Source organism: Sphingomonas sp. MMS12-HWE2-04 (assembly GCF_044881185.1).
Taxonomy (GTDB): Bacteria; Pseudomonadota; Alphaproteobacteria; order Sphingomonadales; family Sphingomonadaceae; genus Sphingomonas.
Window position 1 is genome coordinate 2,097,495 of sequence record NZ_CP173254.1, and the last position, 24,821, is coordinate 2,122,315.

At 66.3% G+C, this 24,821-nt stretch carries 33 protein-coding genes, 1 other RNA gene and 1 pseudogene; 16 read left to right on the forward strand and 19 right to left on the reverse strand.

The window, feature by feature from the left end; genetic code table 11:
- Window positions 1–37: 37 nt before the first annotated feature.
- Window positions 38–481 carry a 30S ribosomal protein S16 gene (gene rpsP, locus AB2M62_RS09485; RefSeq protein WP_404333303.1) on the reverse strand — a complete coding sequence of 148 codons (444 nt, stop codon included), beginning with the start codon at window positions 479–481 and terminating at the stop codon, window positions 38–40.
- Between the two features lie 32 nt (window positions 482–513).
- Window positions 514–1,998 (reverse strand): signal recognition particle protein, encoded by a 1,485-nt coding sequence (gene ffh, locus AB2M62_RS09490; RefSeq protein ID WP_404333304.1) that lies wholly within the window; start codon window positions 1,996–1,998, stop codon window positions 514–516.
- 298 nt (window positions 1,999–2,296) lie between these two features.
- Here ffh and AB2M62_RS09495 point away from each other — a divergent pair, with 298 nt between their 5' ends.
- Complete coding sequence (locus AB2M62_RS09495; RefSeq protein WP_404333305.1) at window positions 2,297–3,925, forward strand: putative bifunctional diguanylate cyclase/phosphodiesterase; 1,629 nt, start codon at window positions 2,297–2,299, stop codon at window positions 3,923–3,925.
- Between the two features lie 10 nt (window positions 3,926–3,935).
- Here the strand turns inward: AB2M62_RS09495 and AB2M62_RS09500 are convergent, their stop codons facing one another.
- Window positions 3,936–4,514: a DUF924 family protein gene (locus AB2M62_RS09500; protein WP_404333306.1), complete on the reverse strand. Its 579-nt coding sequence runs from the start codon at window positions 4,512–4,514 to the stop codon at window positions 3,936–3,938.
- Here AB2M62_RS09500 and mtaB point away from each other — a divergent pair.
- The 3 genes from mtaB to AB2M62_RS09515 are packed head-to-tail and all read left to right on the forward strand — an operon-like array spanning window position 4,514 to window position 7,273.
- Window positions 4,514–5,737: a tRNA (N(6)-L-threonylcarbamoyladenosine(37)-C(2))-methylthiotransferase MtaB gene (gene mtaB, locus AB2M62_RS09505; RefSeq protein WP_404333307.1), complete on the forward strand. Its 1,224-nt coding sequence runs from the start codon at window positions 4,514–4,516 to the stop codon at window positions 5,735–5,737. The two genes, AB2M62_RS09500 and mtaB, sit on opposite strands and share 1 nt — an antisense overlap.
- A complete protein-coding gene (gene ftsY, locus AB2M62_RS09510) occupies window positions 5,734–6,666 on the forward strand; it encodes a signal recognition particle-docking protein FtsY (protein ID WP_404333308.1) in 933 nt (310 codons plus the stop codon). Before mtaB ends, ftsY begins: the two co-directional genes overlap by 4 nt.
- Window positions 6,659–7,273, forward strand: coding sequence for a septation protein A (locus tag AB2M62_RS09515; protein ID WP_404333309.1), 615 nt, complete (start codon window positions 6,659–6,661; stop codon window positions 7,271–7,273). Before ftsY ends, AB2M62_RS09515 begins: the two co-directional genes overlap by 8 nt.
- Window positions 7,274–7,673: 400 nt before the next feature.
- Here AB2M62_RS09515 and AB2M62_RS09520 read toward each other — a convergent pair whose 3' ends face one another.
- Window positions 7,674–8,282: an NAD(P)-dependent oxidoreductase gene (locus AB2M62_RS09520; protein WP_404333310.1), complete on the reverse strand. Its 609-nt coding sequence runs from the start codon at window positions 8,280–8,282 to the stop codon at window positions 7,674–7,676.
- Window positions 8,283–8,333: 51 nt separating this feature from the next.
- Here AB2M62_RS09520 and AB2M62_RS09525 point away from each other — a divergent pair, with 51 nt between their 5' ends.
- Window positions 8,334–8,753, forward strand: coding sequence for a winged helix-turn-helix transcriptional regulator (locus tag AB2M62_RS09525; RefSeq protein ID WP_404333311.1), 420 nt, complete (start codon window positions 8,334–8,336; stop codon window positions 8,751–8,753).
- A gap of 462 nt (window positions 8,754–9,215) precedes the next feature.
- Here AB2M62_RS09525 and AB2M62_RS09530 read toward each other — a convergent pair whose 3' ends face one another.
- Together AB2M62_RS09530 and pspF are read right to left on the reverse strand one after the other, a co-directional pair.
- Entirely contained in the window at window positions 9,216–9,830 is a 615-nt protein-coding gene (locus AB2M62_RS09530) for a superoxide dismutase (protein WP_404333312.1), read from the reverse strand.
- 92 nt (window positions 9,831–9,922) lie between these two features.
- Entirely contained in the window at window positions 9,923–10,960 is a 1,038-nt protein-coding gene (gene pspF / locus AB2M62_RS09535; RefSeq protein ID WP_404333313.1) for a phage shock protein operon transcriptional activator, read from the reverse strand.
- A gap of 392 nt (window positions 10,961–11,352) precedes the next feature.
- Here pspF and pspA point away from each other — a divergent pair, with 392 nt between their 5' ends.
- The 11 genes and pseudogenes from pspA to AB2M62_RS09590 all read left to right on the forward strand — a co-directional run bounded on the left by pspA (window position 11,353) and on the right by AB2M62_RS09590 (window position 15,093).
- Window positions 11,353–12,021 (forward strand): phage shock protein PspA, encoded by a 669-nt coding sequence (pspA, locus tag AB2M62_RS09540; protein ID WP_404333314.1) that lies wholly within the window; start codon window positions 11,353–11,355, stop codon window positions 12,019–12,021.
- A 3-nt stretch (window positions 12,022–12,024) separates the two neighbouring features.
- A complete protein-coding gene (pspB, locus tag AB2M62_RS09545) occupies window positions 12,025–12,297 on the forward strand; it encodes an envelope stress response membrane protein PspB (RefSeq protein WP_404333315.1) in 273 nt (90 codons plus the stop codon).
- Window position 12,298: 1 nt separating this feature from the next.
- Complete coding sequence (gene pspC, locus AB2M62_RS09550; RefSeq protein ID WP_404333316.1) at window positions 12,299–12,673, forward strand: envelope stress response membrane protein PspC; 375 nt, start codon at window positions 12,299–12,301, stop codon at window positions 12,671–12,673.
- A 25-nt stretch (window positions 12,674–12,698) separates the two neighbouring features.
- Window positions 12,699–12,950 carry a hypothetical protein gene (locus AB2M62_RS09555; protein ID WP_404333317.1) on the forward strand — a complete coding sequence of 84 codons (252 nt, stop codon included), beginning with the start codon at window positions 12,699–12,701 and terminating at the stop codon, window positions 12,948–12,950.
- 43 nt (window positions 12,951–12,993) lie between these two features.
- A pseudogene (locus tag AB2M62_RS09560) lies at window positions 12,994–13,279 on the forward strand (hypothetical protein).
- A 22-nt stretch (window positions 13,280–13,301) separates the two neighbouring features.
- Window positions 13,302–13,613: a hypothetical protein gene (locus AB2M62_RS09565; RefSeq protein WP_404333318.1), complete on the forward strand. Its 312-nt coding sequence runs from the start codon at window positions 13,302–13,304 to the stop codon at window positions 13,611–13,613.
- 10 nt (window positions 13,614–13,623) lie between these two features.
- On the forward strand, window positions 13,624–13,890 hold the full coding sequence (locus AB2M62_RS09570; protein ID WP_404333319.1) for a hypothetical protein: 267 nt from the start codon (window positions 13,624–13,626) through the stop codon (window positions 13,888–13,890).
- Window positions 13,891–13,902: 12 nt separating this feature from the next.
- The gene (locus tag AB2M62_RS09575) at window positions 13,903–14,025 is read left to right on the forward strand and encodes a hypothetical protein (protein WP_404333320.1); all 123 of its coding nucleotides are present in this window, start codon (window positions 13,903–13,905) and stop codon (window positions 14,023–14,025) included.
- A gap of 30 nt (window positions 14,026–14,055) precedes the next feature.
- Window positions 14,056–14,334, forward strand: a complete 279-nt coding sequence (locus AB2M62_RS09580) for a hypothetical protein (RefSeq protein ID WP_404333321.1) — start codon at window positions 14,056–14,058, stop codon at window positions 14,332–14,334.
- Window positions 14,335–14,409: 75 nt separating this feature from the next.
- Window positions 14,410–14,598 carry a hypothetical protein gene (locus AB2M62_RS09585; RefSeq protein ID WP_404339885.1) on the forward strand — a complete coding sequence of 63 codons (189 nt, stop codon included), beginning with the start codon at window positions 14,410–14,412 and terminating at the stop codon, window positions 14,596–14,598.
- A gap of 90 nt (window positions 14,599–14,688) precedes the next feature.
- Window positions 14,689–15,093 (forward strand): SufE family protein, encoded by a 405-nt coding sequence (locus AB2M62_RS09590; protein ID WP_404333322.1) that lies wholly within the window; start codon window positions 14,689–14,691, stop codon window positions 15,091–15,093.
- A gap of 1 nt (window position 15,094) precedes the next feature.
- Here AB2M62_RS09590 and AB2M62_RS09595 read toward each other — a convergent pair whose 3' ends face one another.
- The 13 genes from AB2M62_RS09595 to AB2M62_RS09655 all read right to left on the reverse strand — a co-directional run bounded on the left by AB2M62_RS09595 (window position 15,095) and on the right by AB2M62_RS09655 (window position 24,768).
- Window positions 15,095–15,403, reverse strand: coding sequence for a (2Fe-2S) ferredoxin domain-containing protein (locus tag AB2M62_RS09595; protein WP_404333323.1), 309 nt, complete (start codon window positions 15,401–15,403; stop codon window positions 15,095–15,097).
- Window positions 15,400–15,936 carry a J domain-containing protein gene (locus tag AB2M62_RS09600; protein WP_404333324.1) on the reverse strand — a complete coding sequence of 179 codons (537 nt, stop codon included), beginning with the start codon at window positions 15,934–15,936 and terminating at the stop codon, window positions 15,400–15,402. Before AB2M62_RS09600 ends, AB2M62_RS09595 begins: the two co-directional genes overlap by 4 nt.
- A 48-nt stretch (window positions 15,937–15,984) precedes the next feature.
- Window positions 15,985–16,353: RNase P RNA component class A (gene rnpB / locus AB2M62_RS09605), an RNA gene on the reverse strand.
- A 432-nt stretch (window positions 16,354–16,785) separates the two neighbouring features.
- On the reverse strand, window positions 16,786–17,007 hold the full coding sequence (locus tag AB2M62_RS09610; RefSeq protein ID WP_404333325.1) for a hypothetical protein: 222 nt from the start codon (window positions 17,005–17,007) through the stop codon (window positions 16,786–16,788).
- 216 nt (window positions 17,008–17,223) lie between these two features.
- Window positions 17,224–17,925 carry an N-acetylmuramoyl-L-alanine amidase gene (locus tag AB2M62_RS09615; RefSeq protein ID WP_404333326.1) on the reverse strand — a complete coding sequence of 234 codons (702 nt, stop codon included), beginning with the start codon at window positions 17,923–17,925 and terminating at the stop codon, window positions 17,224–17,226.
- A 45-nt stretch (window positions 17,926–17,970) separates the two neighbouring features.
- On the reverse strand, window positions 17,971–18,831 hold the full coding sequence (locus tag AB2M62_RS09620) for a CheR family methyltransferase (RefSeq protein ID WP_404333327.1): 861 nt from the start codon (window positions 18,829–18,831) through the stop codon (window positions 17,971–17,973).
- Window positions 18,832–18,836: 5 nt separating this feature from the next.
- On the reverse strand, window positions 18,837–19,805 hold the full coding sequence (locus AB2M62_RS09625; RefSeq protein WP_404339887.1) for a chemotaxis protein CheB: 969 nt from the start codon (window positions 19,803–19,805) through the stop codon (window positions 18,837–18,839).
- Window positions 19,806–19,924: 119 nt separating this feature from the next.
- Window positions 19,925–20,290, reverse strand: coding sequence for a response regulator (locus AB2M62_RS09630; protein WP_404333328.1), 366 nt, complete (start codon window positions 20,288–20,290; stop codon window positions 19,925–19,927).
- Window positions 20,291–20,369: 79 nt separating this feature from the next.
- Complete coding sequence (locus AB2M62_RS09635; RefSeq protein WP_404333329.1) at window positions 20,370–20,795, reverse strand: chemotaxis protein CheW; 426 nt, start codon at window positions 20,793–20,795, stop codon at window positions 20,370–20,372.
- A complete protein-coding gene (locus AB2M62_RS09640; RefSeq protein ID WP_404333330.1) occupies window positions 20,795–23,113 on the reverse strand; it encodes a chemotaxis protein CheA in 2,319 nt (772 codons plus the stop codon). The genes AB2M62_RS09635 and AB2M62_RS09640 overlap by 1 nt, the downstream gene beginning before the upstream one ends.
- 83 nt (window positions 23,114–23,196) lie before the next feature.
- The gene (locus AB2M62_RS09645) at window positions 23,197–23,841 is read right to left on the reverse strand and encodes a histidine phosphotransferase family protein (RefSeq protein ID WP_404333331.1); all 645 of its coding nucleotides are present in this window, start codon (window positions 23,839–23,841) and stop codon (window positions 23,197–23,199) included.
- Window positions 23,842–23,908: 67 nt separating this feature from the next.
- Window positions 23,909–24,052, reverse strand: coding sequence for a lmo0937 family membrane protein (locus AB2M62_RS09650; protein WP_404333332.1), 144 nt, complete (start codon window positions 24,050–24,052; stop codon window positions 23,909–23,911).
- Window positions 24,053–24,123: 71 nt separating this feature from the next.
- On the reverse strand, window positions 24,124–24,768 hold the full coding sequence (locus tag AB2M62_RS09655) for a Crp/Fnr family transcriptional regulator (RefSeq protein ID WP_404333333.1): 645 nt from the start codon (window positions 24,766–24,768) through the stop codon (window positions 24,124–24,126).
- Window positions 24,769–24,821 lie beyond the last annotated feature (53 nt).

The following is a 24,821-nucleotide window of genomic DNA, read 5'->3' on the forward strand; positions in this document are numbered from 1 at the left end:
AACGTCCGGGAGAAACGCACGATGGCCGGCAAGTGCCTCACGCTTCCGAAGTTTCTTCGGTAGCAGCAGCTTCATCGGCCGCAGGCGCTTCCTCGGCGGCAGGTGCCGGAGCGGCAGCGGCGGCTGCGGCGGCTTCTTCAGCGGCCTTGGCCTTCTCGGCACGCTCTTCAGCGCGCTCGACGGCCTTCTCGCCGGGCTTGCCCTTGTTCGGGTTGTTCTTGGCGGTGCGCTCCTTGACGCCGGTCACGTCGAGGAAGCGAGCGACGCGGTCGGTCGGCTGCGCGCCCATCTTGAGCCAGTGCGCCGCACGCTCGGTGTCGAGCTTGAGGCGATCTTCCGAATCCTTGGCGAGAAGCGGGTTGTAGGTGCCGATCTTCTCGATGAACTTGCCGTCGCGCGGGCTGCGCGCATCGGCGATGACGATCCGGTAGTAGGGGCGCTTCTTCGAGCCACCGCGCGAAAGACGCATAGAGAGAGCCATTGGTATTTCCTTCTGTTCGATTTCGAGTTGGATTATTTCTTCTTCAGCAAATTCTCGAAGCCAGGCGGCAGATTGGGTCCGCCGGGAAGCCCCGGAAGCCCGCCGCCGACCTTGCCCATCATCTCGCCCATTTCCGGGCCGCCCAGCGCGTTGCCGAGCCCGGCCATGCCGCCGCCGGGGCCGCCCTTGCCGAGCATGCCCAGCATGCCCTTCAGGCCGCCCATCTTCTTCAGCCGCTTCATTGCGTTCTGCATCTCCTGATGCATCTTGAGCAGCTTGTTGACGTCCTGAACGGTGGTGCCGCTGCCCTTGGCAATGCGGATCTTGCGCTTGGCGTTGAGCAGTTCGGGCTTGGCGCGCTCCTTGGGCGTCATCGACGTGATCATCGCGTCCATGCGCAGCAGGATCTTCTCGTCCATCGCGCCGCCGGCCATCGCCGCCTGCGCCTTCTTCATCCCCGGGATCATCCCCGCGAGCGCACCCAGGCCACCCATCCGGCGCATCTGCTGCAGCTGGCTGCGCAGGTCGTTCATGTCGAACTGGCCCTTGGCGAGCCGGTTCGCCATGCGCTCGGCGTCTTCTTCCTGGATCGCCTCGGCGGCGCGCTCGACCAGGCTGACGACGTCGCCCATCCCCAGGATACGGCCGGCGACGCGCTTGGGGTGGAAGGGCTCGATCGCATCGAGCTTCTCGCCCATGCCGGCGAACTTGATCGGCTTGCCGGTGACCGCGCGCATCGACAGCGCCGCGCCGCCGCGGGCGTCGCCGTCCATGCGGGTCAGGATCACGCCGGTGAGCGGCACCTGCTCGGAGAAGTTGGACGCGACGTTGACCGCGTCCTGGCCGGTCAGCGAGTCGACAACGAGCAGGATTTCCTGCGGGCGCGCAATGTCCGCGACGGCCTTCATCTCGTCCATCAGCGCCTGGTCGACATGGAGTCGGCCGGCGGTGTCGAGCATCAGGACGTCATAGCCCTGGAGCTTGGCCGAAGAGAGCGCACGCCGCGCGATCTCGACCGGGGTCTGGCCCGCGACGATCGGCAGCGTGTTGACTTCGGTCTGCGTGCCGAGGACGGCAAGCTGTTCCTGCGCGGCCGGGCGATTGACGTCGAGCGACGCCATCATCACCTTCTTGCCCTGCTTCTTGAGCAGCTTCGAAAGCTTGGCGGTGGTGGTCGTCTTGCCCGAGCCCTGGAGGCCGACCAGCATAATCACCGCAGGCGGCGTCACGTCGATGTTGAGCTCGGACGTGTCTGCGCCGAGCATCTCGACCAGCCCGTCATGGACGATCTTGACGACCTGCTGCCCCGGGGTGACCGAGCGCAGCACCTGCTGGCCGACGGCCTCTTCGGTGATCTTGTCGACGAAGCTGCGGGCGACGGGCAGCGCAACGTCGGCCTCGAGCAGCGCCACCCGCACTTCGCGCATCGCGGTGCGGACGTCTGCTTCGGTCAGCGCGCCACGGCCACGCAGACGGTCGAAAACGCCGCCAAGCCGATCGCTCAGACTTTCGAACATGGGCCCAAATCACTCCAAACCGTCGCCGCAATTCGCTAAACGCAAAACACGCCGGCGGACGAAACCTCGTCGGCCGGCGTCACCCGCGGGTGCGCGTTTCGCGTTCACGAAGAACGGTCGAGCGGCCCCTTAACGAAACCGGGCCGGATGTGCAACCCGGACCGTTCACACCCGCCGCCACCGGCACCTCGATGCAAGGCAAGCCCCCATCAATCTTTCGGAAAGCATGACGGGTAACCGCATCTACATCGTCACTGTGAGAAGAGACATGCTCAAATAGGGGGGAGCGCGTCCGGGGATGTCGCTGGAAATCGAAGATACGAACCGGCAAGGGCCGGCATCGCGCGCAAGCCTGCTAACCGGCGCGATCAGCGTCGCGGCGATCCTGCTGTTCGTGGGGACGGGCAGCTCGGTGCTCGCCAAGACGATCAAATTCTATTTCGAGGGCGGCGAGCCGGCCGATCGCACGCTGGTGATCGCGCTGCTGCTCAACGTCGCGCTGATCCTGTTCGGCTGGCGCCGCCACCAGGCGCTGAGCGAGGAAGTGCGCATCCGCGCCGCCGCCGAAGAGCGCGCCCAGGTCCTCGCCAGCCGCGATCCGCTCACCGGATTCCTCAATCGCCGCAGCATCGCCGAGGAAGGCGCCGCGATGTTCACCCGCGCCGCCCGCCGCCGCAAGGCGATGGCGCTGGTGATGCTCGATCTCGATCATTTCAAGACGATCAACGACATGCACGGCCACGCCGTCGGCGATGCGCTACTGCGCGGCGTCGCTGCCGAGATCGCATCGATGATGCCTCCGATCGCGCTCACCGCGCGGCTGGGCGGCGACGAATTCGCATGCGCCTTTCTGTTCGACCCCGCCGAGCCGGTCACGGTGGAGCGCATCGCCGAGAAGCTGGTCAGCCGCATGGCGATGCCGTTCGAGGCCGAGGGGCTCAAGCTCCATGTCAGCTGCTCGCTCGGCATCGCGCGCTCGGACTTCGATTGCGCGAGCATCGACGCGCTGATGCGCTCGGCGGACATCGCGATGTACCAGGCCAAGAAGTCCGGGCGGAACCGCTATGCCTGGTTCGACCAGTCGATGGAGCGCGAACTCCAGGTTCGCAACGAGCTCGAAAGCGGGCTCCGCCTCGCAATCCCCCGCCAGGAGATCGTCCCCTATTTCGAGCAGCAGATCGATCTCGCCTCGGGACGCCTCCACGGCTTCGAAGTGCTCGCGCGATGGGAGCATCCCACCCGCGGGCTGATCAGCCCCGATCTGTTCATCCCGATCGCCGAGGAAACCGGAATGATCGCCGATCTCTCCCTGTCGATCATGCGCCAGGCGTTCCTCGCCGCGCGCGACTGGGATCCCGCGCTCACGCTCTCGATCAACATCTCGCCCTGGCAGCTGCGCGACGCCTGGCTGGCGCAGAAGATCATCAAGGTGCTCACCGAAACCGGCTTCCCCGCCAGCCGGCTCGAAGTCGAGATCACCGAGAGTTCGCTGTTCGACAATCTGCCGCTCGCCCAATCGATCGTCGGCAGCCTCAAGAACCAGGGCGTCCGCCTCGCGCTCGACGATTTCGGCACCGGCTATTCGAGCCTCGCCCATCTGCGCGCGCTCCCCTTCGATCGCATCAAGATCGACAAGAGCTTCGTCATCTCGCTCAACGAGAATGCCAATTCGGCCGCGATCGTCCATGCGATTGTCGGGCTGGGCGAAAGCCTCAACCTGCCGATCACCGCCGAAGGCGTCGAGGATGGCGAGATCGAGGCGCGGCTGCGCGCGCTGGGCTGCGCCAAGGCGCAGGGCTGGTTCTATGGCAAGCCGCTGTCGATGACGGCGGTGCGCCGCCTCCTCGCCGAGCGCCGCCTGCTCCTCCAGCCCGCCGCCACGCCGGCCGCCGCAACGCTGATCCCGGGCCAGCGCCTGGTCGGCTGAACCCCGCCTACTACCAGCCGACGCCCGGCTGGGCGAGATAGGCACGTTCCTCCGGCGTCGATTCCCGCCCCAGCGCGGCGTTGCGCGTCGGAAAACGGCCGAACCGCGCGATCACCTCGGCATGTGCGCGCGCGAAATCGAGCGTCTGCTCGTCGCCCAGTGCAGTGAAGCATTCGAGCGAGATCGTCTGCATCTCGCGGTCCTCGGCGTGCATCAGCGGCATATAGAGGAAGTGGCGATGCTCGACCGGCATCGCCTTGTCCCAGCCCTGCTCGATCGCCCGGCAGGTGAGCGTGCGCGCCAGCGGATCCGCGGCATACGCCTCGGCTTGGTCGCGAAACAGGTTACGGCTGAACTGGTCGAGCACCACCACCGCGGCGAGCAGCGTGTCGGGCTCGCCGTCCCACCCTCGTGCCCCACTATGCAGCACCTCCTCGCGCAGCGCTGCAAAGCGCTCGCGGATCGCCGCATCGACCGCGTCGGAGCGCGCAAAATATTGTTCGGGCATCAATCCCTCGAACCAGAAGCCGAGCACTTCACGCGCCTTCGCGTGGACTTCCGCGTCCTGCGCTCCTAGATCGCTCGCCAATGTCGTTCTCCGACCCTCTCGTCATCAATCTGGGCTGCCGTCTCAACTTGGCTGAGGGCGAGTCGATCCGTGCGCTGCTCGGGCAAAGCGATACGGTGGTGGTGAACAGCTGTGCGGTGACCAACGAAGCGGTCAAGCAGACGCGCCAGGCGATCCGCCGCGCCCGCCGCGATCGCCCTGGCGCCCAGCTCGTCGTCACCGGTTGCGCGGCGCAGATCGATCCCGCCAGCTTCGCCGCGATGCCCGAAGTCGATCGCGTCCTCGGCAATGCCGAAAAGCTCAAGTCGGAAGCTTGGGCGGCGCAGGAGCCTGTCCTCGTCCAGAACATCATGGCAGTCCGCGAGACTGCGCCGCACCTCGCCGCCAGCTTCTCGGCCCATGCGCGGGCGTTCGTCGAAGTCCAGAACGGGTGCGACCATCGCTGCACCTTCTGCGCGATCCCGCTCGGCCGCGGCAACAGCCGCTCGGTTCCGGCCGGCGCAGTGATCGACCGCATCGCCGCACTCGCCGAAAACCATGCCGAGATCGTCCTCACCGGCGTCGATCTCACCAGCTACGGCCCCGATCTGCCCGGCGCGCCCAGCCTCGGCCAGCTCGTCGAGCGCATCCTGACCCATGTGCCCAGGCTCCAGCGGCTGCGCCTCTCCTCGCTCGACGGGATCGAGATCGACGATCGCTTGTTCGCGCTGCTCACCCAGGAGCCGCGGATCCTGCCGCACGTCCATCTCTCGCTCCAGGCGGGCGACGACCTGGTCCTCAAGCGGATGAAGCGCCGCCACTCGCGCGCCCAATCGGTCGCCTTGGTCGCGCGGCTCAAGGCCGCCCGGCCGGAGATCGCGATCGGCGCCGATCTCATCGCCGGCTTCCCCACCGAAGACGATGCCATGGCCGCCAACAGCCTGGCGCTGATCGACGATTGCGACGTGGTCCACGCCCATATCTTCCCCTATAGCCCGCGCAGCGGCACCCCTGCCGCGCGCATGCCGCAAGTCGCCCCGGCCATCGTCAAGGCGCGCGCCGCCGCGCTTCGCCAGGCCGCCGCGCGGCGCCGCGCCACGTGGCTGCAAAGCCTGGTAGGCAGCCGCCAGCAAGTGCTGGTAGAGCGCCCGGGCGATCGCGGCCATGCCGGCAATTTCGCCGAGACCGCCCTCGCGCCATCCCAAGTCGGAGACATCGTGACCGTGACCATCCAAGCCGTACGGGACGGAAAGCTGATCGCATGAGCACCACCTGGCACGAAAAGCTGCTCGGCGGCTTCAAGAAGACCTCCGATCGGCTGCTCGGCAATCTCGCCGGCCTCTCCGCCGCGCGGCTCGACGACGATCGCCTCGACGAGATCGAGGAGGCGCTGATCGCATCGGACCTCGGGCCCCATACCGCCGCGCGCGTCCGCGCCCGGCTCGCCGAGGGCCAATATGAGCGCAACATGGAGGAGCTCGGCATCCGCCTCGTCGTCGCCGAGGAGATCGAGAAGGTCCTCGCCCCCGTCGCCAAGCGGCTTGAAATCGAGGCATTCCCCCGCCCCCAGGTGATCCTCGTCATCGGCGTCAACGGATCGGGCAAGACCACCACCATCGCCAAGCTCGCCAACAATCTGGTCGAGCAGGATTATGGCGTGATGCTCGCCGCGGGCGACACCTTCCGCGCCGCCGCGATCGGCCAGCTGAAGACCTGGGCCGACCGCATCGGCGTGCCGATCGTCTCGGGCGCCGAGGGCGGCGATGCCGCCGGCATCGTCTATGAGGCAGTCAAGCAGGCCACCGCCACCGGCATCGACGTGCTGATCGTCGACACCGCCGGCCGCCTCCAGAACAAGCGCGAGCTGATGGACGAGCTCGCCAAGATCCGCCGCGTGCTCGGCCGGCTGAACGTCGAGGCGCCGCACGACGTCATCCTCGTCCTCGACGCGACCACCGGCCAGAACGCGCTCAATCAGATCGAAGTGTTCAAGGAAGTCGCCGGCGTCACCGGCCTGGTGATGACCAAGCTCGACGGCACCGCGCGCGGCGGTGTCCTCGTCGCCGCAGCGGAGAAATACGGCCTGCCGATCCACGCGATAGGCGTCGGCGAGAAAGTCGACGATCTGCGTCCGTTCGACGCCAACGAAGTCGCCCGGATCATCGCCGGCGTGGAGGCATTGACCCATGGCTGAGAACCGCACCCTCTCCCCGCTTGCGCGCATGGGGATCGATTACGGTCCGCTGGCGATCTTCTTCCTGGTCAACGCCTTCGCTCCCGGCCCCAAGTTCAGCCGAATCTTCGCGGCGACTGCCGCCTTCATGCTGGCGATGGGCGTGGCGATCGGCGTGTCGTGGTGGAAGACCCGTCACGTCTCGCCGATGCTGTGGATCTCTGGGGCGCTAGTCCTCGTGTTCGGCAGCCTCACGCTCTATTTCCACGACGAGACCTTCATTCAGATCAAGCCGACGATCGTCTATGCGCTGTTCGCGGTGATCCTCGGCTATGGCCTGATCGCCAACAAGCCGCTGCTCCAGACGCTGCTCGAGGCCGCCTATCCGGGACTATCGGCCAAGGGCTGGCGGCTACTGACGATCAACTGGGCCGGCTTTTTCTTCGCGATGGCGGTGCTCAACGAAGTCACGCGCCGCGTGCTCGATTGGGACCAGTGGGTCACCTTCAAGACCTGGGGCGTGATCCCGCTGACCCTCGTCTTCGCGATGCTCAACATCCCGATGCTGCTCCGCCACGGCCTCCAGCTCGACAAGCCCGAGGACGCACCGATCCCGCCCGAGGGCTGAGGTCGATATCCCCTGTCATCCCGGACCTGCGCCGGGATCCCGCTTCTTCTGACTAGGTTGGGAACTCATAAAAGCGGCCTGCCGCCTACCGCCCCAACTGCGGACGTCGGCCTTCTAGCCCTCTCCCGCTTTCGCGGGAGAGGGTTGGGTGAGGGTCTTCTTCTACCAAGCGAAGGCGATGCCCGCCCGGTAGAAGAAGACCCTCACCCTCCCACCGCCCTTGGCGGCGGGCCCCTCCCTCTCCCGCGAAAGCGGGAGAGGGCTAAGAACGCCCGCTTCCCACCCCATCTCGGAGATTGCTGCCCTCACGCCGAAAGCGGTCGTTTACGGGTACACGACCTAAAACAGCAGGACCCCGGCTCAAGGCCGGGGCGACGAAGAAGGCAATCAGCCCGCCCCCTCAATAGGCCGCGGTAAACCGCGCGCGGCTGTGGCGGTGCTGCTCCAGCTCGTCGACCATTGCGATGGCATAATCGGCGAAGCTGATCTTGCTCTCCCCCTTGCCATCCACCACCAGCTGGTCGCCGCCGGTGCGGAACGTGCCAAGCCGCGGACCTTCCTCGATCAGCGCCGCGGGCGAGAAGAAGGTCCAGTCGATTTCGGTCTCGCTGCGCAGCGCGTCGAGAAACCTGATCCCGCCCATTGCAAACGTCTTCCATTCTTCCGGAAATTCAGGCGTGTCGATCAGCCGCACGCCCGGCGCTACTTCGAGGCTCGCCGCCCCGCCGGTGACCAGCAGCCGGCCCACGCCTGCATCGCGCAGCGCGGTCAGCAGCGTCTCGGCGGTCACGTCGAAATGCAGCGCGCTGATCACCGCGTCGCTGCCGCGGATGAGCGCAGCCAGCGCCGCAGGATCGGAAGCGTCGCCGGACACTGCCTCCACGCCCGCCGCCTGGGGGATGGCCTCGGGCTTGCGCGCGATCGCCACAACTTGGTGCCCGCGCGCGGCCAGCTCCTTGGTGATTTCGGAACCCGCGCGCCCGCTTGCGCCCAACACTGCAACCTTCATCTCGACCTCCATGGTTTCCAATGGGTACCAAGTCGTCTACAGAGACTCATCATGCAAGACGGCACTTTTGACGCACCAAGTTACCTGAAGGGAACTCGCCCCGCCCCCGACGTCCTTCGCGGCGACGTCTTCGCGCGCGATTGTCCCACCCGCCAGTTGCTCGATCGCGTCGGCGACAAATGGAGCGTGCTGATCCTGCGGCTGCTCGGCGAGGCCCCGATGCGGTTCAGCCTGCTCAAGCGCCGGATCGCCGGCATCTCGCAAAAGATGCTCAGCCAGACGCTGCGCTCGCTCGAACGCGACGGCCTGCTCACGCGCCACGCCGAGGCCACCGTGCCGATTACCGTGACCTATTCGATCACTCCGCTTGGGCACGAGTTGCTCGCCGCCCTGCGCGCGATGATCGACTGGGCCGAAACCCGCATGCCCGCCGTCGCCCAGGCCCAGCAAATCTATGATGCCCGCACCTGAAGAACAAAGCTTGAACATCCGCAGCAAGACACCATGTCAGCCGGGCGCTCTTTGACACGGTTCAGCCCATTCTAACGCGGCGCCCGCCCGGACGCTCCCGCTTGTCGCCCCGAGAACCCCGGCGCCCCTATTTCGTCACGCACGCAGGCGTACTCCACTATGTCTGTCACCCTGCCCAAGGTGGGGTGACAAGGGAGAGTTGCGCTGGCGGCGCGTCCCGTCGCGCGGCAGTGCGCAAACGGTGCGTCACCGGCGCATGCGTGGCGCGCCGCAGGCGCTCGCGTGTCGCCTCGGTGGCGCGTCCGTGTCGCCTGCGCGTCGCTTCGCAGAAGCTTCGGCGGCGCTTCGCAGGCGCCTCCCCGTAAGAACCCCCTTCCGGCGTCAAGACTGTCAACCGAGCCCATGAAAAAGGGGCTGCCGAACCTATATGTCCGGCAGCCCCCAATCTTAACCTCGAAGCGATCAGCCCTTGGCGGCTTCGTAGCGCTTCGAAACTTCGTCCCAGTTCACGACGTTCCACCAGGCCTTGAGATAGCCCGGGCGATCGTTGCGATAGGTCACGTAATAGGCGTGTTCCCACACGTCGTTGCCGAGGATCGGCGTGCCCTTCACCGGGGCGATGTCCATCAGCGGATTGTCCTGGTTCGGAGTCGAGGTAATCTCGAGTTCGCCCGATCCATTGACGATCAGCCAGGCCCAGCCCGAACCGAACTGGTTGGCGCCGGCGGTGTTGAACTGCTCCTTGAGCGCGTCGAACGAGCCGAACTTGGCGTCGATCGCCTCGCCCAGCGCGCCGGTTGGGGCGCCGCCGCCGTTCGGGCCCATCGTCTTCCAGAAGAAGTCGTGGTTCCAATAGCCGCCGCCATTGTTGCGCAGCTTGGCAGGCGCCTTGCCCATCTGCTGCATCAGTTCCTCGATGGTCTTGCCCTCGAGGCTGGGATCTTCGCTCACGGCCTCGTTGAGCTTCGCCGTGTACGCCGCATGATGCTTGTCGTGGTGCAGCGTCATCGTCTCCTTGTCGATCGTCGGCTCCAGCGCGTCATAGGCGTAGGGAAGCGGCGGCAATTCGAAGGCCATGATGGTTCTCCTTTTCGGGTTCAGTCGAGAAACGCGATGGCTGCCATATGGCTCCATCACTTTCATTTCGCCAGCGCACCAAGCGGGAAAATTCAGCCCCCTGCCCCCAGCAATTCGTGCCGCTTGAGCGCGTGGCGAAGCTGGTCATAGGTCAGCCCCAGCGCCTCGGCGGTCGATCGCTGGTTGAAGCGGTGCTCGGCGAGCGCGCGCGACAGCAATTGCCGCTCGAACGCCGAGACTCGGGACTTGAAGTCGCTGCCGCCGTCGAACGCCATCGGCGCTTCCTCGGCCGGTGTCGGCGCGGCGGCGGCGGGTGCATCGGCTGCCGCAGCCGCATGCGGCATCGTCCTTGGCCGATAGGGCGATTTGAACGGATCGATCTCGATATGGTCGATCGGCCCTTCCTGCTCCCAGCGATAGACCGCGCGTTCGACGACGTTGCGCAGTTCGCGGACATTGCCCGGCCAGTCGTAATGGAGCAGCGTGTCGAGCGCGTTCGGGCCCCAGCCCGGCCAGTCGTCGATCCGGCCGATCTCGGACGCCATGCGCCGCCCGAAGAACTCCGAAAGCACCTCGATATCCCCGCGCCGGGCCCTGAGCGGCGGCAGCGTCACCACCTCGAAGCTCAGCCGGTCGAGAAGATCGGCGCGGAACGTGCCTTTCTCCACCTTTTCGGGCAGATGCTCGTTGGTCGCAGCGACGATACGAACATTGACATGCAACGGCCGCGAAGAGCCGATCCGCGTCACCTCGCCATATTCCACCGCGCGTAGCAGCCGGTCCTGCGCTGCCATCGACAGCGTGCCGAGCTCGTCGAGGAACAGCGTGCCGCCATGCGCTTCCTCGAACCGCCCGACCCGCGCCTTGGTCGCCCCGGTAAAGGCGCCTGCCTCATGGCCGAACAATTCGGCCTCGATCAGCGTCTCGGGAAGCGCGGCGCAGTTCATTACCACCAAGGGCTGGTCCCAGCGGGGGGACAGGCGGTGGAGACGTTCGGCGACGAGCTCCTTGCCGGTCCCGCGCTCGCCGATGACGAGCACCGGGCGGTCGAGCGCGGCAGCGCGGCTGGCGCGTTCCAGGGCGTCGAGAAAGGCGCCGGATTGGCCGATGACTTGGGTTGCGCGCTCCATGCCGAATTCTTGGCGAATTTTCCCAACTTTTGGCAAGCAATAAATTAGCGCGACAGTGGTGAAATGCGTCGAAATCCGCAAATTTCTGCGGTTTTACGAAACTGGCACGCATCCTGCTGAGGTATAGGCAAGCCCGCCGACGGGCCACGGTACAAACCAAGGTTCAGGGAAAAGAACGATGAACTACCAAGCTCACAATGTCCGCAACGCCCTTGTCGCGATCACGATCACCTTCCTCGCCAGCGCCATCCTGATGGCCGGCGCAGTGGGTCCGGCGATCGCCTGAGGCAACCAAGTCTCCCCGCTCGCCAGTGCCCCGGTGAGCGGAAACCCGCCGGGAGGGTCACCCCCTAGATCGCTCCCGGCGGTCCCCAATACGAAGGAGTGTTAGAATGGGTATCTTCTCGCGAACCCGCGATATCATCGCCGCCAACGTCACCGACCTTCTCGACAAGGCCGAGGATCCGGCCAAGATGATCCGCATGATCATCCTCGAGATGGAAGAGACGCTGGTCGAGGTTCGCGCCTCTGCCGCCCGCACCATCGCCGATCAGAAGGAAATGCGCCGTCACATCGCCAAGCTCGAAAAGCTCCAGGAGAGCTGGACCGAGAAGGCCGAGCTGGCGCTGAGCAAGGGCCGCGAGGACCTTGCCAAGGCCGCCCTGGTCGAGAAGCAGAAGGCTGCCGACATGGTCGATCAGCTCGCGACCGAGATCAACGTGCTCGACGAGGCGCTCAAGGCCTCCGAGGAGGATATCACCAAGCTGCAGAACAAGCTTCGTGAAGCACGCACTCGGCAGAATTCGATCGTCGCCCGGCTGGAGAGCGCGAACAACCGCGTCCGCCTGCGCGAGATGACCAACGGCAGCAAGATGCAGGACGCCTTCTCGCGCTTCGACGTGCTCGAGCGCCGGGTGGACTTTGCCGAGGGTCGCGCCGATGCGGCAGGTCTGGGCGCAGCGCCCAAGAGCCTCGAGGAAGAAATCGCCGAGCTCCGTTCGTCGGAGAAGGTCGATGCCGAGCTCGAAGCGCTGAAGGCCCGCCTGGCGAAGGGAGCGTAAGCGATGGAGGACGTCTTCCTGCCGATCGTCATCGTCGGGATCCTGTTCGTCGGCCTCCCCTGGGTGGTGTTGCACTACATCACCCGGTGGAAGACCGCCGCGACGATCACCGGTGAGGACGAGAAGCTTCTCGACGAGCTCTACTACACGGCTCGCCAGCTCGAGGAGCGGCTGCTCACCGTCGAACGCATCATCGCCGCCGACAACCCCGATTTCCGCCCGGTATCGGCCTCGCGCCAGGAACCGAGCCCCTACGACCTCACGCGGAGGAACTGAAATGTCCGCTCGCACGAAATTCTATCTCGACAAGCAGAATTCCAAGATTCTCGGAGTCTGCTCGGGCCTCGCCGACTATACCGGCATCGAGGCGATCTGGCTCCGTGTCGGCATGGTCTTCCTGGCCTTCGCCACCAGCGGCACCTCGATCTTCATCTACTTCCTGATCGCCTGGCTGGCACCCAGCAAGCCGGCCGGCCTCTACCAGGGGCCCGAGGAAGAGAAATTCTGGCAGGGCGTCCGCTCGAACCCGAGCCGCTCGACCGCGCAGGTCCGCTCGACCTTCCGCGACATCGATCGCCGGCTCGCCGACATCGAGATGTACTATACGAGCCGCAACACGCGCCTCGCCGACGAAATCGACAGCCTGCGCTGAGGCGCAGGCTTAGAGGGGAAGAGACATGGATCCGACGCCATATTTCATCATGGGAGCGCTTAGCGGGGTCTTCGCGACACTGGCGATCCAGTTCTTCGCCAACCGCAAGGTAAAGCGCGCCTTGGCCCAGGTCAGCGTGACCAGCGCCGAAGACCGCGCAGAGAGCCAGCAGCAGCGCCGCGAGACGCTCGAGATGCACCGCCGGCTGATCGTGCTCGAAAAGATCGTCACCGACCAGCCGCACCGGCTGCACAGCGAAATCGACAGCCTGCGCTGAGCCATCGCCAGGCACGTCAACAGGGAGGAAGAAGATGAGGGATTTGAGTTGGCTGGTTCCGGTGCTGATCGTCGCCGCGGTGATGGCATCGAAGGCCTTCCAGACCTGGGTGCGTGCGAAGCACGGCTACCCGATGGAAGAGAGCCGCCGCCGGCGCCGCGGTCAGCAGGACGAGGGCCTGGAGGCCGAGCGCAAGATCAGCCTGCTGTCCACCGAGAATGAGCGGCTGACCGGCCAGATCGCGGCTCGAAGAGCGGATCGCGGTTCTTGAACGGATCGCCACCGACCCCGCCGAGCGCGTGTCGCGCGAAATCGACGCGCTGCGTTGAGCCGGAAACAGGAGAAATGACCATGTTCCCCTTCGCAAGCTTCGCCCCGGTCGCCGTTATCATCGGCCTCGCCGCGGTCGGCGGCTGGGTGTTCACAACCTGGATGCGCATCAAGAATGGCTATCCGCTCGACGGTAGCTGGGGCCAGGCGCTCTATCCGAAGCGCGACGACGAGGCGATGGAGCGGATCAAGCTGCTCAGCCAGGAAAACGCCCAGCTGCGCGCCGAGCTCGGCTCGATCAAGGACCGGCTGGCCAATGTCGAACGCATCGTCACCGACAGCGCCGTGAGCCTCGACCGCGAGATTGAGCAGCTCCGCACCAAGTCGAACTGAGCAGGTTCCGATGATCAACCCGTTGCTTATCCCGATCCTGGGCATCTCCTGCGGCCTGCTGGCGATCTTCGGCGGGGTGTTCATCAAGCCCTGGCTCGCGCTCAAGCAGCGCAAGATGGAGCTCGACGCGCAGATGGTCGCCGAAAAGGCCGCCCAATATGCCGCCAAGACCGAGCGGCTGGAGCAACGGGTCCGGGTCCTCGAGAGGATCGTCACCGATCGCGGCATCGATGTCGCGGACGAAATCGAAAAGCTGCGCGACGCGCCGCTCAACTAAGGAATTTTTCCCATGATTATCGTCGTTTTTGCAGTGCTTGCCGCACTGGGCGGGGGAGCTGTGTATGCCGCAGAGCGCCGTGACCGTCCGGTCCGCCGCGCCGAGAAGCTCGCCCGGCAACAGCAGGCCGGCTGACCCCGAGCCTGCACGATAGGGAGTAAGCGCATGAATCCGTTCGAAATGGTGGTCGCGATCATCATCGTGGTGACGATCGGCAGCGTCCTCAAGGCGCGCTACGGCATCCACAAGGACAAGGACGGCAACGAAGTCTTCCGCGGCAAGGGCGTCGATACCGCCACCGCCGCGGAGAATGCCCGGCTCCGCGACGAGCTGCGCGCCCTCAGGGAGCGCGTCCAGGTCCTCGAACGCGTCGTCACCGATACCGAAGGCAGCGTCCGGCTCGACCGCGAGATCGAAGCGCTGCGTGACAAGAACAACGTCTGACCAGGGAGGCATGACGTGACCATCGATCCCAATCTCTACCTCACCCTCGCCGCATCCGGGCTTGCCGGGCTCGGCATGGTCACCGCCGCCGGGCTCTCGGGCTGGCGCGGCTGGCTGGAACTCAAGCGCCGCGAGCTCGACCGGGGCCATGACGGCGACGCCGACAGCACGCCGATGCCCTCGGCAGCGTCGCGGATCGAGATGGCGGACCTCAAGGAACGTATCCGCAAGCTCGAGGCGATCGCGGCCGGCGTCGACCTCTGATCCGGCCGCCGGCCGCGATCGACACCGGGGCGATCGCGGCCATAACGGGCCGGAGTTGGAAAGCGGGGCAGGCACGCTATAGCGCCTCGCATGACCAGCCTCGCCGACCTCCGCGACGAATATGAATTCCTCGATGCCGACGACCGGTATCGCCTGCTGATCGATCTGGGGCGCAGCCTCGAGCCGATGCCCGAAGCGCTCAAGACCGACGCCACCTTGGTCCGCGGCTGCTCGGCCTCGGTCTGGGTCTATCCCACCCGCCGTGACGACGGCACGCTCCACTTCCTCGCCGATTCGAACGCAGCGATCACCAAGGGCATCATCGCGCTGGTGCTGCTGAGCGTGCAGGACGAGGCCCCGGCCGCGATCCTCGCCACCGACATTCCAGACGCGCTCGCGCCGTTCGACCTCAAGAACCAGCTGAGCTCGAACCGGACCCAGGGCATCCCCAACATGATCGCGCTGATCCGCGAGACTGCCCAGCGCTACGCCTGAGCTATTCGCCCTCAGGCAGTCCCAGCGTCTCGGCCAGAGCATCGAGATCGGCGCCTTCGGACACCAGCAGCCAATCGCGGCTCCGGGCGCCGTTGACCACGGTCACTGCGCCGCGCGGGCAGATGCCCAGGCATTTCACCTCGACCACGCCGGCAGCGCCCTTGCGGCCCTTTTTCAGGCCGAGATGCTTGCGCAGCGCCTTGGCCAGCGGCGTCTTGCCCTTGGGGCCGAAACCGCCGTCGAGCTTCTTCGAGCATTTGGCGCAGACAAGCACGGCATTCGCCCAGTTCGAGCGGACCTGATCCTTCAATCGGGCTTCCAGGTCCGCCGCTCCTCGGCGGCCTTGAGCACGTCATAGGCCGCCTGGATCGCCTGGAAGCGCTTGGCGGCATCGGCATCGCCGGGGCGGACATCGGGATGGTTCGACTTGGCGAGGCGGCGCCACGCCAGCCGCACCGCATCGAAATCGGCATCGACGTCGAGCTCGAGCACTTCGAGCGCGCGCATCTCGTCACGCGAGCGGCTGCCGTCGCCCGGCCCGGCCCAGCCATTATGCTTGGATTCGGCAAAGCCGCCGGCGTCGCGCCGCTCCTCGGCCTCGCGCTGCGCGGCCTCTTCGGCGGTCAAGCCTTCGAAATAATTCCAGTTGCGATTATATTCGCCGGCATGGGTTTCGCAGAAATACCAGCGATCGGGGCTGTTCGGCGACTTGGGCGCGGGACGATCCCCCGGCGCGTCGCAGCCATGGCGATCGCACAGGCGCACCTTCACCGCTTCGCGTTCGGCGCCATATTCGCGCCAGCGCGGAAAGCCCCAGTCGGAGGATCGGGTCGGACGTGCCATCCCGCGCAGATAGGGTGCGCGGGCCGATAAGGCTACCCATCTACGGAAAATGCCAGAGGGTCTATAAGCCGGGTTCTGTCCTCGCCCGAAAGCGATGTGCGACCATTCCTCTAGGCGACGGATTGCTCCGCCGCTCCAGCAACCAACCCGGACGACGAGGCGGAACACCTCATATGCCGTCCCTATTCGGTCTTGCTCCCGGTGGGGTTTACCATGCCGCTTCCGTTACCGGTCGCGCGGTGCGCTCTTGCCGCACCCTTTCACCCTTGCCCTTAGCTCCGAAGAGCCAGTGGGCGGTCTGCTCTCTGTGGCACTTTCCCTGGGGTCACCCCCGCCGGGCATTACCCGGCACCGTGTTTCCGTGGAGCCCGGACTTTCCTCGCGTGCTTGCGCACCCGCGGCCGCCCAACCCTCTGGCGCCGCCGCTCTAGCGCACGCGGCGATTGCCGCAAGCGGAATTGGCGGAATGTCGCAACGGTCGCAGTTGCAGCCGGGAATTTGCCGGCTCGGTTGACAGTGTTGACACGATCCGGGGTCTTTTCGCGCGATGCGCCGCCAAGGCGCCTGCGAAGCGCCCGGGAAGCTACGGTGAGGCGCCAGCGACGCACCAGCGACACGCCAGGGCCGCGCCAGTCAGGCGACGGCGACGCGCCTCCGACGCGACACGCACGCGCCCGCGACGCGAGCGCGCGGCGCCAGAAAGGGTCGCGGACGTCAGGAGTGAATTGCGCGGAAAGTCGCAAAAGTCACAGTTGCGGCGCGAGGTTCGCGCCACAGCGACGGGTTCGATTCGACAAGGTCAAAGAGCGATCGAACGCGTCGCACAAATTGCGCGTGTAGGACAGCGGGTCACTCGGGATGTTCGGGCTGTTCGGGCTCGCGCTTTGCCTTGAGTTCCTCGGCACGCTTCACTGCGGTGCCCCAAGCCTGGATCTCGATGCGCGTCTGCACCGAGAGGCCCGTGGCGATCTCGTCGCGGCGATAATCCGACTGGACGTTAATGACATTCTCGGCGCCGGCCACCACCGCCGCCCGGTTTAGCGCCGCCGTGGCCTCAGCGACGGTTGGCACCTCGACATTGCTGGGCGCGGAATTCCGATCCGTGCTACCGCGCATCACGCCCGCAAGCCGCACCTGCACCGGTCCGACCACCACTTGCCGTAAACCGCCTCCACCAGTGAGCATATAAACCTCCGGTCCGGAGACTGACATATTTTATGCTGCCGCGTTATGACCACAAAGGATGAATGCGGCAGATACCTTCTTTTTCGTGCAGTTCTGAAAAGACTAGTCGTCGCCCAGCGGCTTGGGGAGGAGCAGCGCGAGCAGGATGCAGCGGCACTCCATATCGATCTCGCCGTCGACCATCTCGGGGCGGAAGCGGCGCTGGAACGCAGTGACCGCAGCGACGCCGTCGGTCACGTCATAGCCGAAGCGTTCGAGCGCGAGCATGAAGCCGGCATCGGGCCAGCCCGGATCGACCAGGTTGCGCGTAGGCCGCGGCAGCGCGAGCCGCAGCCGCGCGAGCGCATGCCAGTTGAACAATTCCCCCGGATCCTGCTTGCGCGCCGGGGCGATATCCGAATGGCCGACGACATTGCCGCGGGTGACATGGTGGCGCTCCTTGATCCCGGCGACGAGCGGGATCAGCGAACTCATCTGCGCATCGGGAAACGGGCGGTAGCCGAACTCATGGCCGGGATTGACGATCTCGATCCCGATCGAGGCCGAATTGACGTCGGTGATCCCCCGCCAATGCGAGCGGCCGGCGTGCCAGGCACGCTTGTCCTCATCGACGAGGCGGAAGATCCTGCCATCTTCCTCGACGACATAATGCGCCGAAACCTTCGCCTCGGGATCGCGCAGCCGATCGATCGCGGCCTGCCCGCTTTTCATCCCGGTGTAATGCAGCACGATCATCGTGACCGGAAGGACGCGGGCATCGAAATTGGGCGACGGCGCGTCGAGGATCGGAAGGTCGTTCGGCATGGCCGAAGAGTTTAGGGCTGGGATCGGCCTGCGGGCAAGCACCGATCAGCCGAGCGCCGTGCGGGGCATCTCGGCCTCGGCGGCGACTGCGCTGTAGAAGCCGCGATATTGTTCGCTCGGCTTGAACTTGTCGGTCAGCCCGATCACCGTTTCCCCCGCGCCCAGGACGAGCAATCCGCCGGGGCGCACCGCCGAGGCCAGGATCTCGAACACCTTGCTGCGCACCGGCAGCGAGAAATAGAGCAGCACGTTGCGGCACAGGATGATGTCGAACTTGCCGCTGGGCGGCGCATCGGCCGTGAGATTGTGTTGGCGGAACTGGAGCTTGCGGACAAGCTCGGGCCGCGCGACCCAATCGCCGCCGACGCTGTCGAACCAGGTCATCATCCGCCGCACGGCGAGGCCGCGCTGGATCTCGAACTGCGAATAGCGCCCGGCCCGGGCGCGGGCGAGCGCGCTGGGCGAAACATCGGTCGCGATGATGTCGGGAGCGTTCACCCCCTCGCCCATCCCGCGCTCGTTGAGCAGCATCGCCAGGCTGAGCGGCTCCTGACCGTTCGAGCAGCCCGACGACCAGATGCGGATCCGGCGGCCGCCCGCCTCGGCCTGCATCGCCTGCGCAGCGTCAGCGATCATGTCGAGCACCGCGGCATCGCGGAAGAAGCTCGTTTCCTGGTTGAGCAGTGCGTCCACCACCTGATCCCCCAATTCTCCGGTGCGTGCAGCCATCAGCTGCGCAACCAACTCGTCGAGCGTGGCGAGGCCGCGTTCGCGCAGGACGGGCTTCAATGCCGTTTCTATGCGCCACGCGCGGTTCGCCGCGATCTGTTGTCCCGTGCGCTGCTCCAGCAGCGCGGCGATCATGTTCATTGCGCCCGAGTTTCCGATCGGCGCGGAGCGAGGCATTTGGATCACGCCTTCTTCCCCTGCCGTGCGATGAGCCGCCCGATCTCGTCGGGCGGCAATACTGCCGTGGCACGCCCCGTATTGGCGATGACGCCGGGCATGCCCCAAACAACCGATGTTTCCCGATCCTGGACGAACAGCTTGGCCCCGGCATCGACGAGACAGTTCGCGCCCTCGGCGCCGTCGCGACCCATGCCGCTGAGCACGACGCCAAGCGCGCGCTTGCCGAAAACCTCTGCCACCGTCTCGAGCATCGGATCGACCGAGGGCATGCAGCCGCTGGGCGCGCGCTCATCCGAGAGCCGGATCGCAGCACCATCGGACATGCGGACGACGCGCATATGGGCGTCGCCGGGCGCGACGATGATCCGGCCGGGGCGGATCCGCATCCGATCGGTGGCGACCTCGGCAGGCCGGCTGCCGAGCACCGCGAGCTGGGTGGCGAAATAGCCCATGAACGAAACAGGGAGATGCTGGGTGACGAGGATCGGCGTCTGGAAGCTGGACGGGAGCGCGCGGAGCAGCTGGCTCAGCGCGTGGATGCCGCCCGTGGAGGCGCCGATCGCGACGATATCATATTCATCGGGCACGACGATCGGGCCATGGCTGCTCGATCCGTGCGCGTGCGGGGGATGGTCATAGCCTTCGAGCAGGCGCGACAGCCGCTCTTCGAGCACCTCGGCGAAGCGACCGCCGAACGCGCCGATGCCAGGCTTCACCAGCGTATCGGCGGCGCCCATGGCAAGCGCCTGGACGGTGACCGCCGCGCCGCTATCGACCGCCGAGGAAACGATCAGCACCTTGGCGCCGCGGCCCATCTGGATCACGTCGGGGAGCGCCGTGAGCCCATCGATGCCGGGCATCTCGATATCAAGCAGGACGATGGCGACGTCGTGCGTCTTGAGATAGTCGAGCGCGGCCTGGACGCTGCCGAGCGCGGCGGCGACGCGGAAACGGCGCGTGCCCTCGACCATGCGGGTGAGCACCGATCGCGCGACGACCGAATCGTCGACGATCAGCACCGCCGCAGGTGCAAAGGGGGCGCCGGACAGCTCCGCCAAGGGTGCGCTCCTGGTCACCTGCCCCGCCGAATTCAGGCGACGCCGACGATCTGCAGCTTGCTCTCGAGCGTCTCGCGATCGAAAGGCTTCATCACATATTCGTCCGCACCGGCTTCGATCGCGGCGCGGATATAGGCCATGCCGTTCTCGGTGGTGCAGAACACCACTTTCGGGCGCGTCGGCAGGCCCGAATCCTTGAGCGCGCGCAGGAAATCCATGCCGCTCATCACAGGCATGTTCCAATCGAGCAGGATGACGTCTGGCAGTGCATCAAGGCACGAATCGAGCGCCTCGCGGCCGTCACCGGCTTCGCGGACTTCAAAATTCAGCGTCTCGAGAATGTGCCGGGCAACCTTGCGGATCACCTTCGAGTTGTCGACGACGAGACAAGTCTTCATGTTCCCCTGTTCCCCGTAAGCCAGGTGTCTTGGACGCGCACCCTGCACCACAGGCGTAAGCGTCGCGTTAATTGTGCGATCAGTTGCTGCCCGCATGGCCGGGCACCAGCGCGGCAAGATCGATCGCGAGGATGGGCTCGCCGTCGCGTTCGACGATCCCCCGCCCCGCTCCGCGCCACGCCGCATCGAGCGCGACGCCGCCGCCCAAGGGCAGCAGGTCGAACGGCGCGACATCGTCGAGCGCGTCGACGAGCATCGCGTAATGGTGGCCATCGACGCGGGTGATCACCGCGCGGCGGGCTTCGGAGGCGGTCTCGACGCCGAGCGCCGACTGCGTGTCGACCACGGTGACGACGCGGCTGCGCAGCGCGGCAAGGCCGCGGACATGCTTCGACGCGCGGGGAACGGCGGTGACTTCGCCGATATCGACGACCGATTCGACCTGGTCGGAATCGATCGCGACGGCGCGGCCGGCGACCTGGGCGATCAGATAGAGGTGCGACATCAGCGGCCCTTCCCGCCCACACGGGCCTCGAGCGCGCAGAGCAGCCCCGCACGGTCATAGCGATAGACGCTGTCGTCGCCGGCCCCCGCGGCGGCGCGGCGGCGGCGCAGGCGGACGACCGGCGCCTTGTCGGCATGGACGTTTTCGGCTTCCTCGGACGACAGCACCACCGCGGGGGTGTCGCCGGCGGCGAGCTGGGTGGTGACGCGGTAGCCCGCGGTTTCGAGCAGCGGGCGGACGAACGATGCCATCCAGCCATCCTTGTCCCCTGCGATCAGGCAGAGCGGCGCGACCTCGTCATCGCCGCCATCGGCATGTTCGTCGAACACCCAAAGGACGTCGAGCAGCTCGATCTGCTCGCCTTCGACCAGCACGACGCCGGCGATCGGGCCGGGCTCGCGCGCGGGCATGATCTCTTCGGGGAGCGTGATGATGTCGATCGCCTCGTCGATCGCGTAGCTCACTTCGCAATTGCCGTCCTTGAGGCGCAGCACGTTGAGCCGCTCGCGGCCCTCGACTTCACCCTGGGTGGCGAGCGGCAGGATGCGGCCGTCGATGGTGACGCGGAAGCGGCCTGCGGCGAAGCGCACGGCGTCGGGCTCGACCTGCTCGACCCGGTCGACCGCGGCGAGCGGGACCGCGCGGCGGACGCCGTCGAGATCGCAGAACAGCAGCGCCGGGATGCCCGGGACCTCGGCGGTCTCGGCTTCCTCGTCGAACGCCTCGTTGACGTCGCGGTGGAAATCGAGCCCGGCGACGGTGGCGATGCCGGCGCAATCGAGCAGCAGCATGGGCAGTCCGCTGTCGGGCAGCGTCTGGCCGGCATAGACGCCGGTCGACATCACTGCGGGCGACGCCGGCTTGATCACCAGCTCTTCATTGTCGAGCACCATGTCGGCGGCGAGCGCGTAGCTGCCCTCGCCGATATTGACGATCGAGATCATCCGCGGGCCGTTGTTGATCGCGCGCGGGATTTCGAGCACTTCGCACAGATTGAGCAGCGGCATCCGCCGCCCGCGCACGCTCAGCACCCGGGCGCCGCCGATCGTATCGATGCGGATCGCGTCGCTCTGGTCGGTGACGATCTCCTGGATCGCCTGGCGCGAGATTGCGAAGCGCTGGCCGCCGGCACCGACGACGATCGCCGAGATGATCGACAAGGTGAGCGGCACGTGGATCGCGATGCGCAGACCCTTGCCCGGCGCGTTGTCGAGATCGATCCGCCCGCCAATCTGCTCGATCGAGGCGCGGACGATGTCCATGCCGACGCCGCGGCCCGAGACTTCGCTGACTTCGTCCTTGCTGGTGAGCCCGGGCTCGAAGATCAGATCGAGCTTGGCGCGGCTGGAAAGCGCGCGGAGCTGGCGCTCGTCGCGGCCCGAGACGACGAGTTTGGAAATCAGCTTGTCGGTGTCGATCCCGCGGCCGTCGTCGGCGATCTCGATGATGATCTGGTTGCCCGACTGGCGCGCCGAAACGGTGAGCCGGCCCAATTCGCGCTTGCCCGCGGCGCGGCGCTGGGCCGGCGCCTCGATGCCATGGTCGATCGCGTTGCGGATGATGTGGACGAGCGGATCGCGCATCATCTCGATCATCTCGCGGTCGAGCTCGACGTCCGATCCCTCGACCTGGAGCAGCACCGACTTGGCGAGCCCCGCGGCGGTATCGCGCACCATCCGCGGCAGCGCCGAGAACAGCGCGTCGATCTTCTGCATGCGGGTGCGAGTGACGGTATCGCGCATCTCGCCGACGGTGAGCGACAGGCGCTCGAGCGCGGCTTCGATGGCGGGATCGATATCGCCGCCGCGCAGGCGCCGGGCGAGCTCGTTGCGCGCCAGCACCATGTCGGACATGCCCGACATCATGCGATCCAGCAGGTCGACGTTGAGGCGGACGCTGCGCGCGGCGGCGCGCTGGATGCCGGGCACGGCGACCGCGGCGACTTCTTCGGCGCCCTCGGCGAGCGCGGCGATCAGCAGATCGTCGCCGCTGTCTTCCAGGCCGGTGCCCGATTCGATCGCCTCGACGAGCTCGCCGATGCGATCGACCACCGCCAGAACGGCATTGACCATGGCGCGATCGGGGGCGCGATCGCCCACGCGGACCTGCGCCAGCACTTCCTCGGCGGCGTGGCTCAAGCGGCCGAGGCGCGGCAGATCGAGGAATCCGCAGCTTCCCTTGACGGTGTGCACGAAGCGGAAGATCGCATCCAGCCGCGCGCGATCGCCGGGATGCGCTTCCCAGGCGACAATCTCGCCTGAAAGCGCCTCGAGCGTCTCGCGCGTCTCAGCGATGAATTCCTGAAGCAGGTCGTCCATGGGGCCCCGGTGCAAATTTGCGGGGCCGTTGTGCGCCTTCGTTGGTTAAGACCGGGTTTAATCTCGCACGATTACCTGGGCGTTCACACGGCGCGGAACGACGCCCCGAACAGCAGGACGTCCGAATCGGGCGGGCTGACCTGGAGGGTGCCGCCGCCCTGGGTGGCGAGCGCATGGGCGAGATAGGCTGCGGCGGCGCGCGGAGTGATCGGCATGTCGTCCTTGCCGCCGGCGAGCGCGCTGCGCAGCTCGGGATCGAGGACGATGCGCGGGCCGTCGGCGCGCACGACGATCTCGATCGCGCCGTCGATGATCTCGGCACCGATATCGAGCTGGCCGCCGCGGATCAGCGCGTCGCCGCCGATCAGCGCGAGGTTGAGCAGCACCTTGATCGCCTGTTTGGGCAGTACCGGATCCTCGACCATCCAGCCGATCTTGACGCGGTGATTGTCGCCGAAAAGCCCTTCGAGCGCGGCCTGGGCTTCGCGCGTGTCGACCGTCTCGCCGAAGCCGCCGGCGGCGCCGAAGGCCAGGCGGAAGAATTTGAGCTTGTTGGCGCTTGCCCGGGCGCTCTCGTTGAGCAGCTCCACAACACGCGCGCGCATCTCGGGATCATGCTCGTCGGCGAGCAGTTCGAGCCCGTTGTTGAGCGCGCCTACCGGGCTCAGCAGATCATGGCATAGCCGCGAACACAAAAGGCTCGCGAAATCCGTCGGGCTGATATTCAAAGGATAATGCTCCAGCTTCCCCCTGCTACCTTTGGCGCAGCCGGCGGGAAGCTGCAAGCGAGCTGGACTAGACCCTGCGGCCCGAGAAGAGCTGGACCAGGCCAACGACGAGCGCGACGATCAGCAGGATGTGGATCAGCCCGGCGCCGACATGGAAGGTGAACCCGAGCAGCCACAGAATGACCAGAATGACGACGATGGTCCAAAGCATAACGAAGCGCTCCCACTGTAAGGTGGGGGCTGAACGGGGCCGGGGGCGAAACGTTCCCTGCCCGGCCCGCGTCAGTTTTGCGCCGTGGGCTCGTGCTCCAGATGCAGATAGCGCTGGTTGAAATCGGCCGCGTCGCGAAGACCCTGCCAATCGGGAAAGCTGATGTTGCGCTTGCTGCGGCGGATCAGCCCATCGGCCTCGAGGCTCTTCAGCACGCGATTGACATGCACCGGGGTGAGGCCGAGCGCATCGGCCAGCTGCTCCTGCGTCATCGGCAATTCGTAGCGATATTCCTCGACCAGGCCCATCGCATCGAGCCGCACCGCGAGCTCGCACAGGACATGTGCCAGGCGCTGGCGTGCGTCGCGGCGACCGACGTTGAGGATCCATTCGCGGAAGATCGACGCTTCGGCCAAGGTCTTGAGCAGCACGGCATGCGCCACGCCGACACGCCGGCACACGATATCCTGCAATGCCTCCTTGGGCACGAACAACACCTCGCCGCGCGTCAGCATCTGGACGCTGTGGTCCGCCACTTCGAAATAGATGTTCTGGAAGTCGACGGCTTCGCCGGGGATCAAGATGCCAATGATCTGCCGGTCGCCCTCCCCGGTGTGCTTTTGGCGGAACGCGAAGCCGGAGACGAGGACCGGGCATTGGCGCGGCGGATCGGCCTCACGCACCAGATAGGTGCCGGGCTCTAGGGTTCGCGCCACATAGGGCAGACCGAGAATAGCTTCGCGGTCCTCTCCGGATAGCCGTGCTCGCG

What these genes read in the sequence shown, in the direction of transcription:
- rpsP (WP_404333303.1), bottom strand. Translation starts at nt 481, where the DNA reads ATGGCTCTCTCTATGCGTCTTTCGCGCGGTGGCTCGAAGAAGCGCCCC.
- ffh (WP_404333304.1), bottom strand. Translation starts at nt 1,998, where the DNA reads ATGTTCGAAAGTCTGAGCGATCGGCTTGGCGGCGTTTTCGACCGTCTG.
- AB2M62_RS09495 (WP_404333305.1), top strand. Translation starts at nt 2,297, where the DNA reads ATGTCGCTGGAAATCGAAGATACGAACCGGCAAGGGCCGGCATCGCGC.
- mtaB (WP_404333307.1), top strand. Translation starts at nt 4,514, where the DNA reads ATGTCGTTCTCCGACCCTCTCGTCATCAATCTGGGCTGCCGTCTCAAC.
- ftsY (WP_404333308.1), top strand. Translation starts at nt 5,734, where the DNA reads ATGAGCACCACCTGGCACGAAAAGCTGCTCGGCGGCTTCAAGAAGACC.
- AB2M62_RS09515 (WP_404333309.1), top strand. Translation starts at nt 6,659, where the DNA reads ATGGCTGAGAACCGCACCCTCTCCCCGCTTGCGCGCATGGGGATCGAT.
- AB2M62_RS09520 (WP_404333310.1), bottom strand. Translation starts at nt 8,282, where the DNA reads ATGAAGGTTGCAGTGTTGGGCGCAAGCGGGCGCGCGGGTTCCGAAATC.
- AB2M62_RS09525 (WP_404333311.1), top strand. Translation starts at nt 8,334, where the DNA reads ATGCAAGACGGCACTTTTGACGCACCAAGTTACCTGAAGGGAACTCGC.
- AB2M62_RS09530 (WP_404333312.1), bottom strand. Translation starts at nt 9,830, where the DNA reads ATGGCCTTCGAATTGCCGCCGCTTCCCTACGCCTATGACGCGCTGGAG.
- pspF (WP_404333313.1), bottom strand. Translation starts at nt 10,960, where the DNA reads ATGGAGCGCGCAACCCAAGTCATCGGCCAATCCGGCGCCTTTCTCGAC.
- pspA (WP_404333314.1), top strand. Translation starts at nt 11,353, where the DNA reads ATGGGTATCTTCTCGCGAACCCGCGATATCATCGCCGCCAACGTCACC.
- pspB (WP_404333315.1), top strand. Translation starts at nt 12,025, where the DNA reads ATGGAGGACGTCTTCCTGCCGATCGTCATCGTCGGGATCCTGTTCGTC.
- pspC (WP_404333316.1), top strand. Translation starts at nt 12,299, where the DNA reads ATGTCCGCTCGCACGAAATTCTATCTCGACAAGCAGAATTCCAAGATT.
- AB2M62_RS09555 (WP_404333317.1), top strand. Translation starts at nt 12,699, where the DNA reads ATGGATCCGACGCCATATTTCATCATGGGAGCGCTTAGCGGGGTCTTC.
- AB2M62_RS09565 (WP_404333318.1), top strand. Translation starts at nt 13,302, where the DNA reads ATGTTCCCCTTCGCAAGCTTCGCCCCGGTCGCCGTTATCATCGGCCTC.
- AB2M62_RS09570 (WP_404333319.1), top strand. Translation starts at nt 13,624, where the DNA reads ATGATCAACCCGTTGCTTATCCCGATCCTGGGCATCTCCTGCGGCCTG.
- AB2M62_RS09575 (WP_404333320.1), top strand. Translation starts at nt 13,903, where the DNA reads ATGATTATCGTCGTTTTTGCAGTGCTTGCCGCACTGGGCGGGGGAGCT.
- AB2M62_RS09580 (WP_404333321.1), top strand. Translation starts at nt 14,056, where the DNA reads ATGAATCCGTTCGAAATGGTGGTCGCGATCATCATCGTGGTGACGATC.
- AB2M62_RS09585 (WP_404339885.1), top strand. Translation starts at nt 14,410, where the DNA reads ATGGTCACCGCCGCCGGGCTCTCGGGCTGGCGCGGCTGGCTGGAACTC.
- AB2M62_RS09590 (WP_404333322.1), top strand. Translation starts at nt 14,689, where the DNA reads ATGACCAGCCTCGCCGACCTCCGCGACGAATATGAATTCCTCGATGCC.
- AB2M62_RS09600 (WP_404333324.1), bottom strand. Translation starts at nt 15,936, where the DNA reads ATGGCACGTCCGACCCGATCCTCCGACTGGGGCTTTCCGCGCTGGCGC.
- AB2M62_RS09615 (WP_404333326.1), bottom strand. Translation starts at nt 17,925, where the DNA reads ATGCCGAACGACCTTCCGATCCTCGACGCGCCGTCGCCCAATTTCGAT.
- AB2M62_RS09620 (WP_404333327.1), bottom strand. Translation starts at nt 18,831, where the DNA reads ATGCCTCGCTCCGCGCCGATCGGAAACTCGGGCGCAATGAACATGATC.
- AB2M62_RS09625 (WP_404339887.1), bottom strand. Translation starts at nt 19,805, where the DNA reads ATGGTCGAGGGCACGCGCCGTTTCCGCGTCGCCGCCGCGCTCGGCAGC.
- AB2M62_RS09630 (WP_404333328.1), bottom strand. Translation starts at nt 20,290, where the DNA reads ATGAAGACTTGTCTCGTCGTCGACAACTCGAAGGTGATCCGCAAGGTT.
- AB2M62_RS09635 (WP_404333329.1), bottom strand. Translation starts at nt 20,795, where the DNA reads ATGTCGCACCTCTATCTGATCGCCCAGGTCGCCGGCCGCGCCGTCGCG.
- AB2M62_RS09640 (WP_404333330.1), bottom strand. Translation starts at nt 23,113, where the DNA reads ATGGACGACCTGCTTCAGGAATTCATCGCTGAGACGCGCGAGACGCTC.
- AB2M62_RS09650 (WP_404333332.1), bottom strand. Translation starts at nt 24,052, where the DNA reads ATGCTTTGGACCATCGTCGTCATTCTGGTCATTCTGTGGCTGCTCGGG.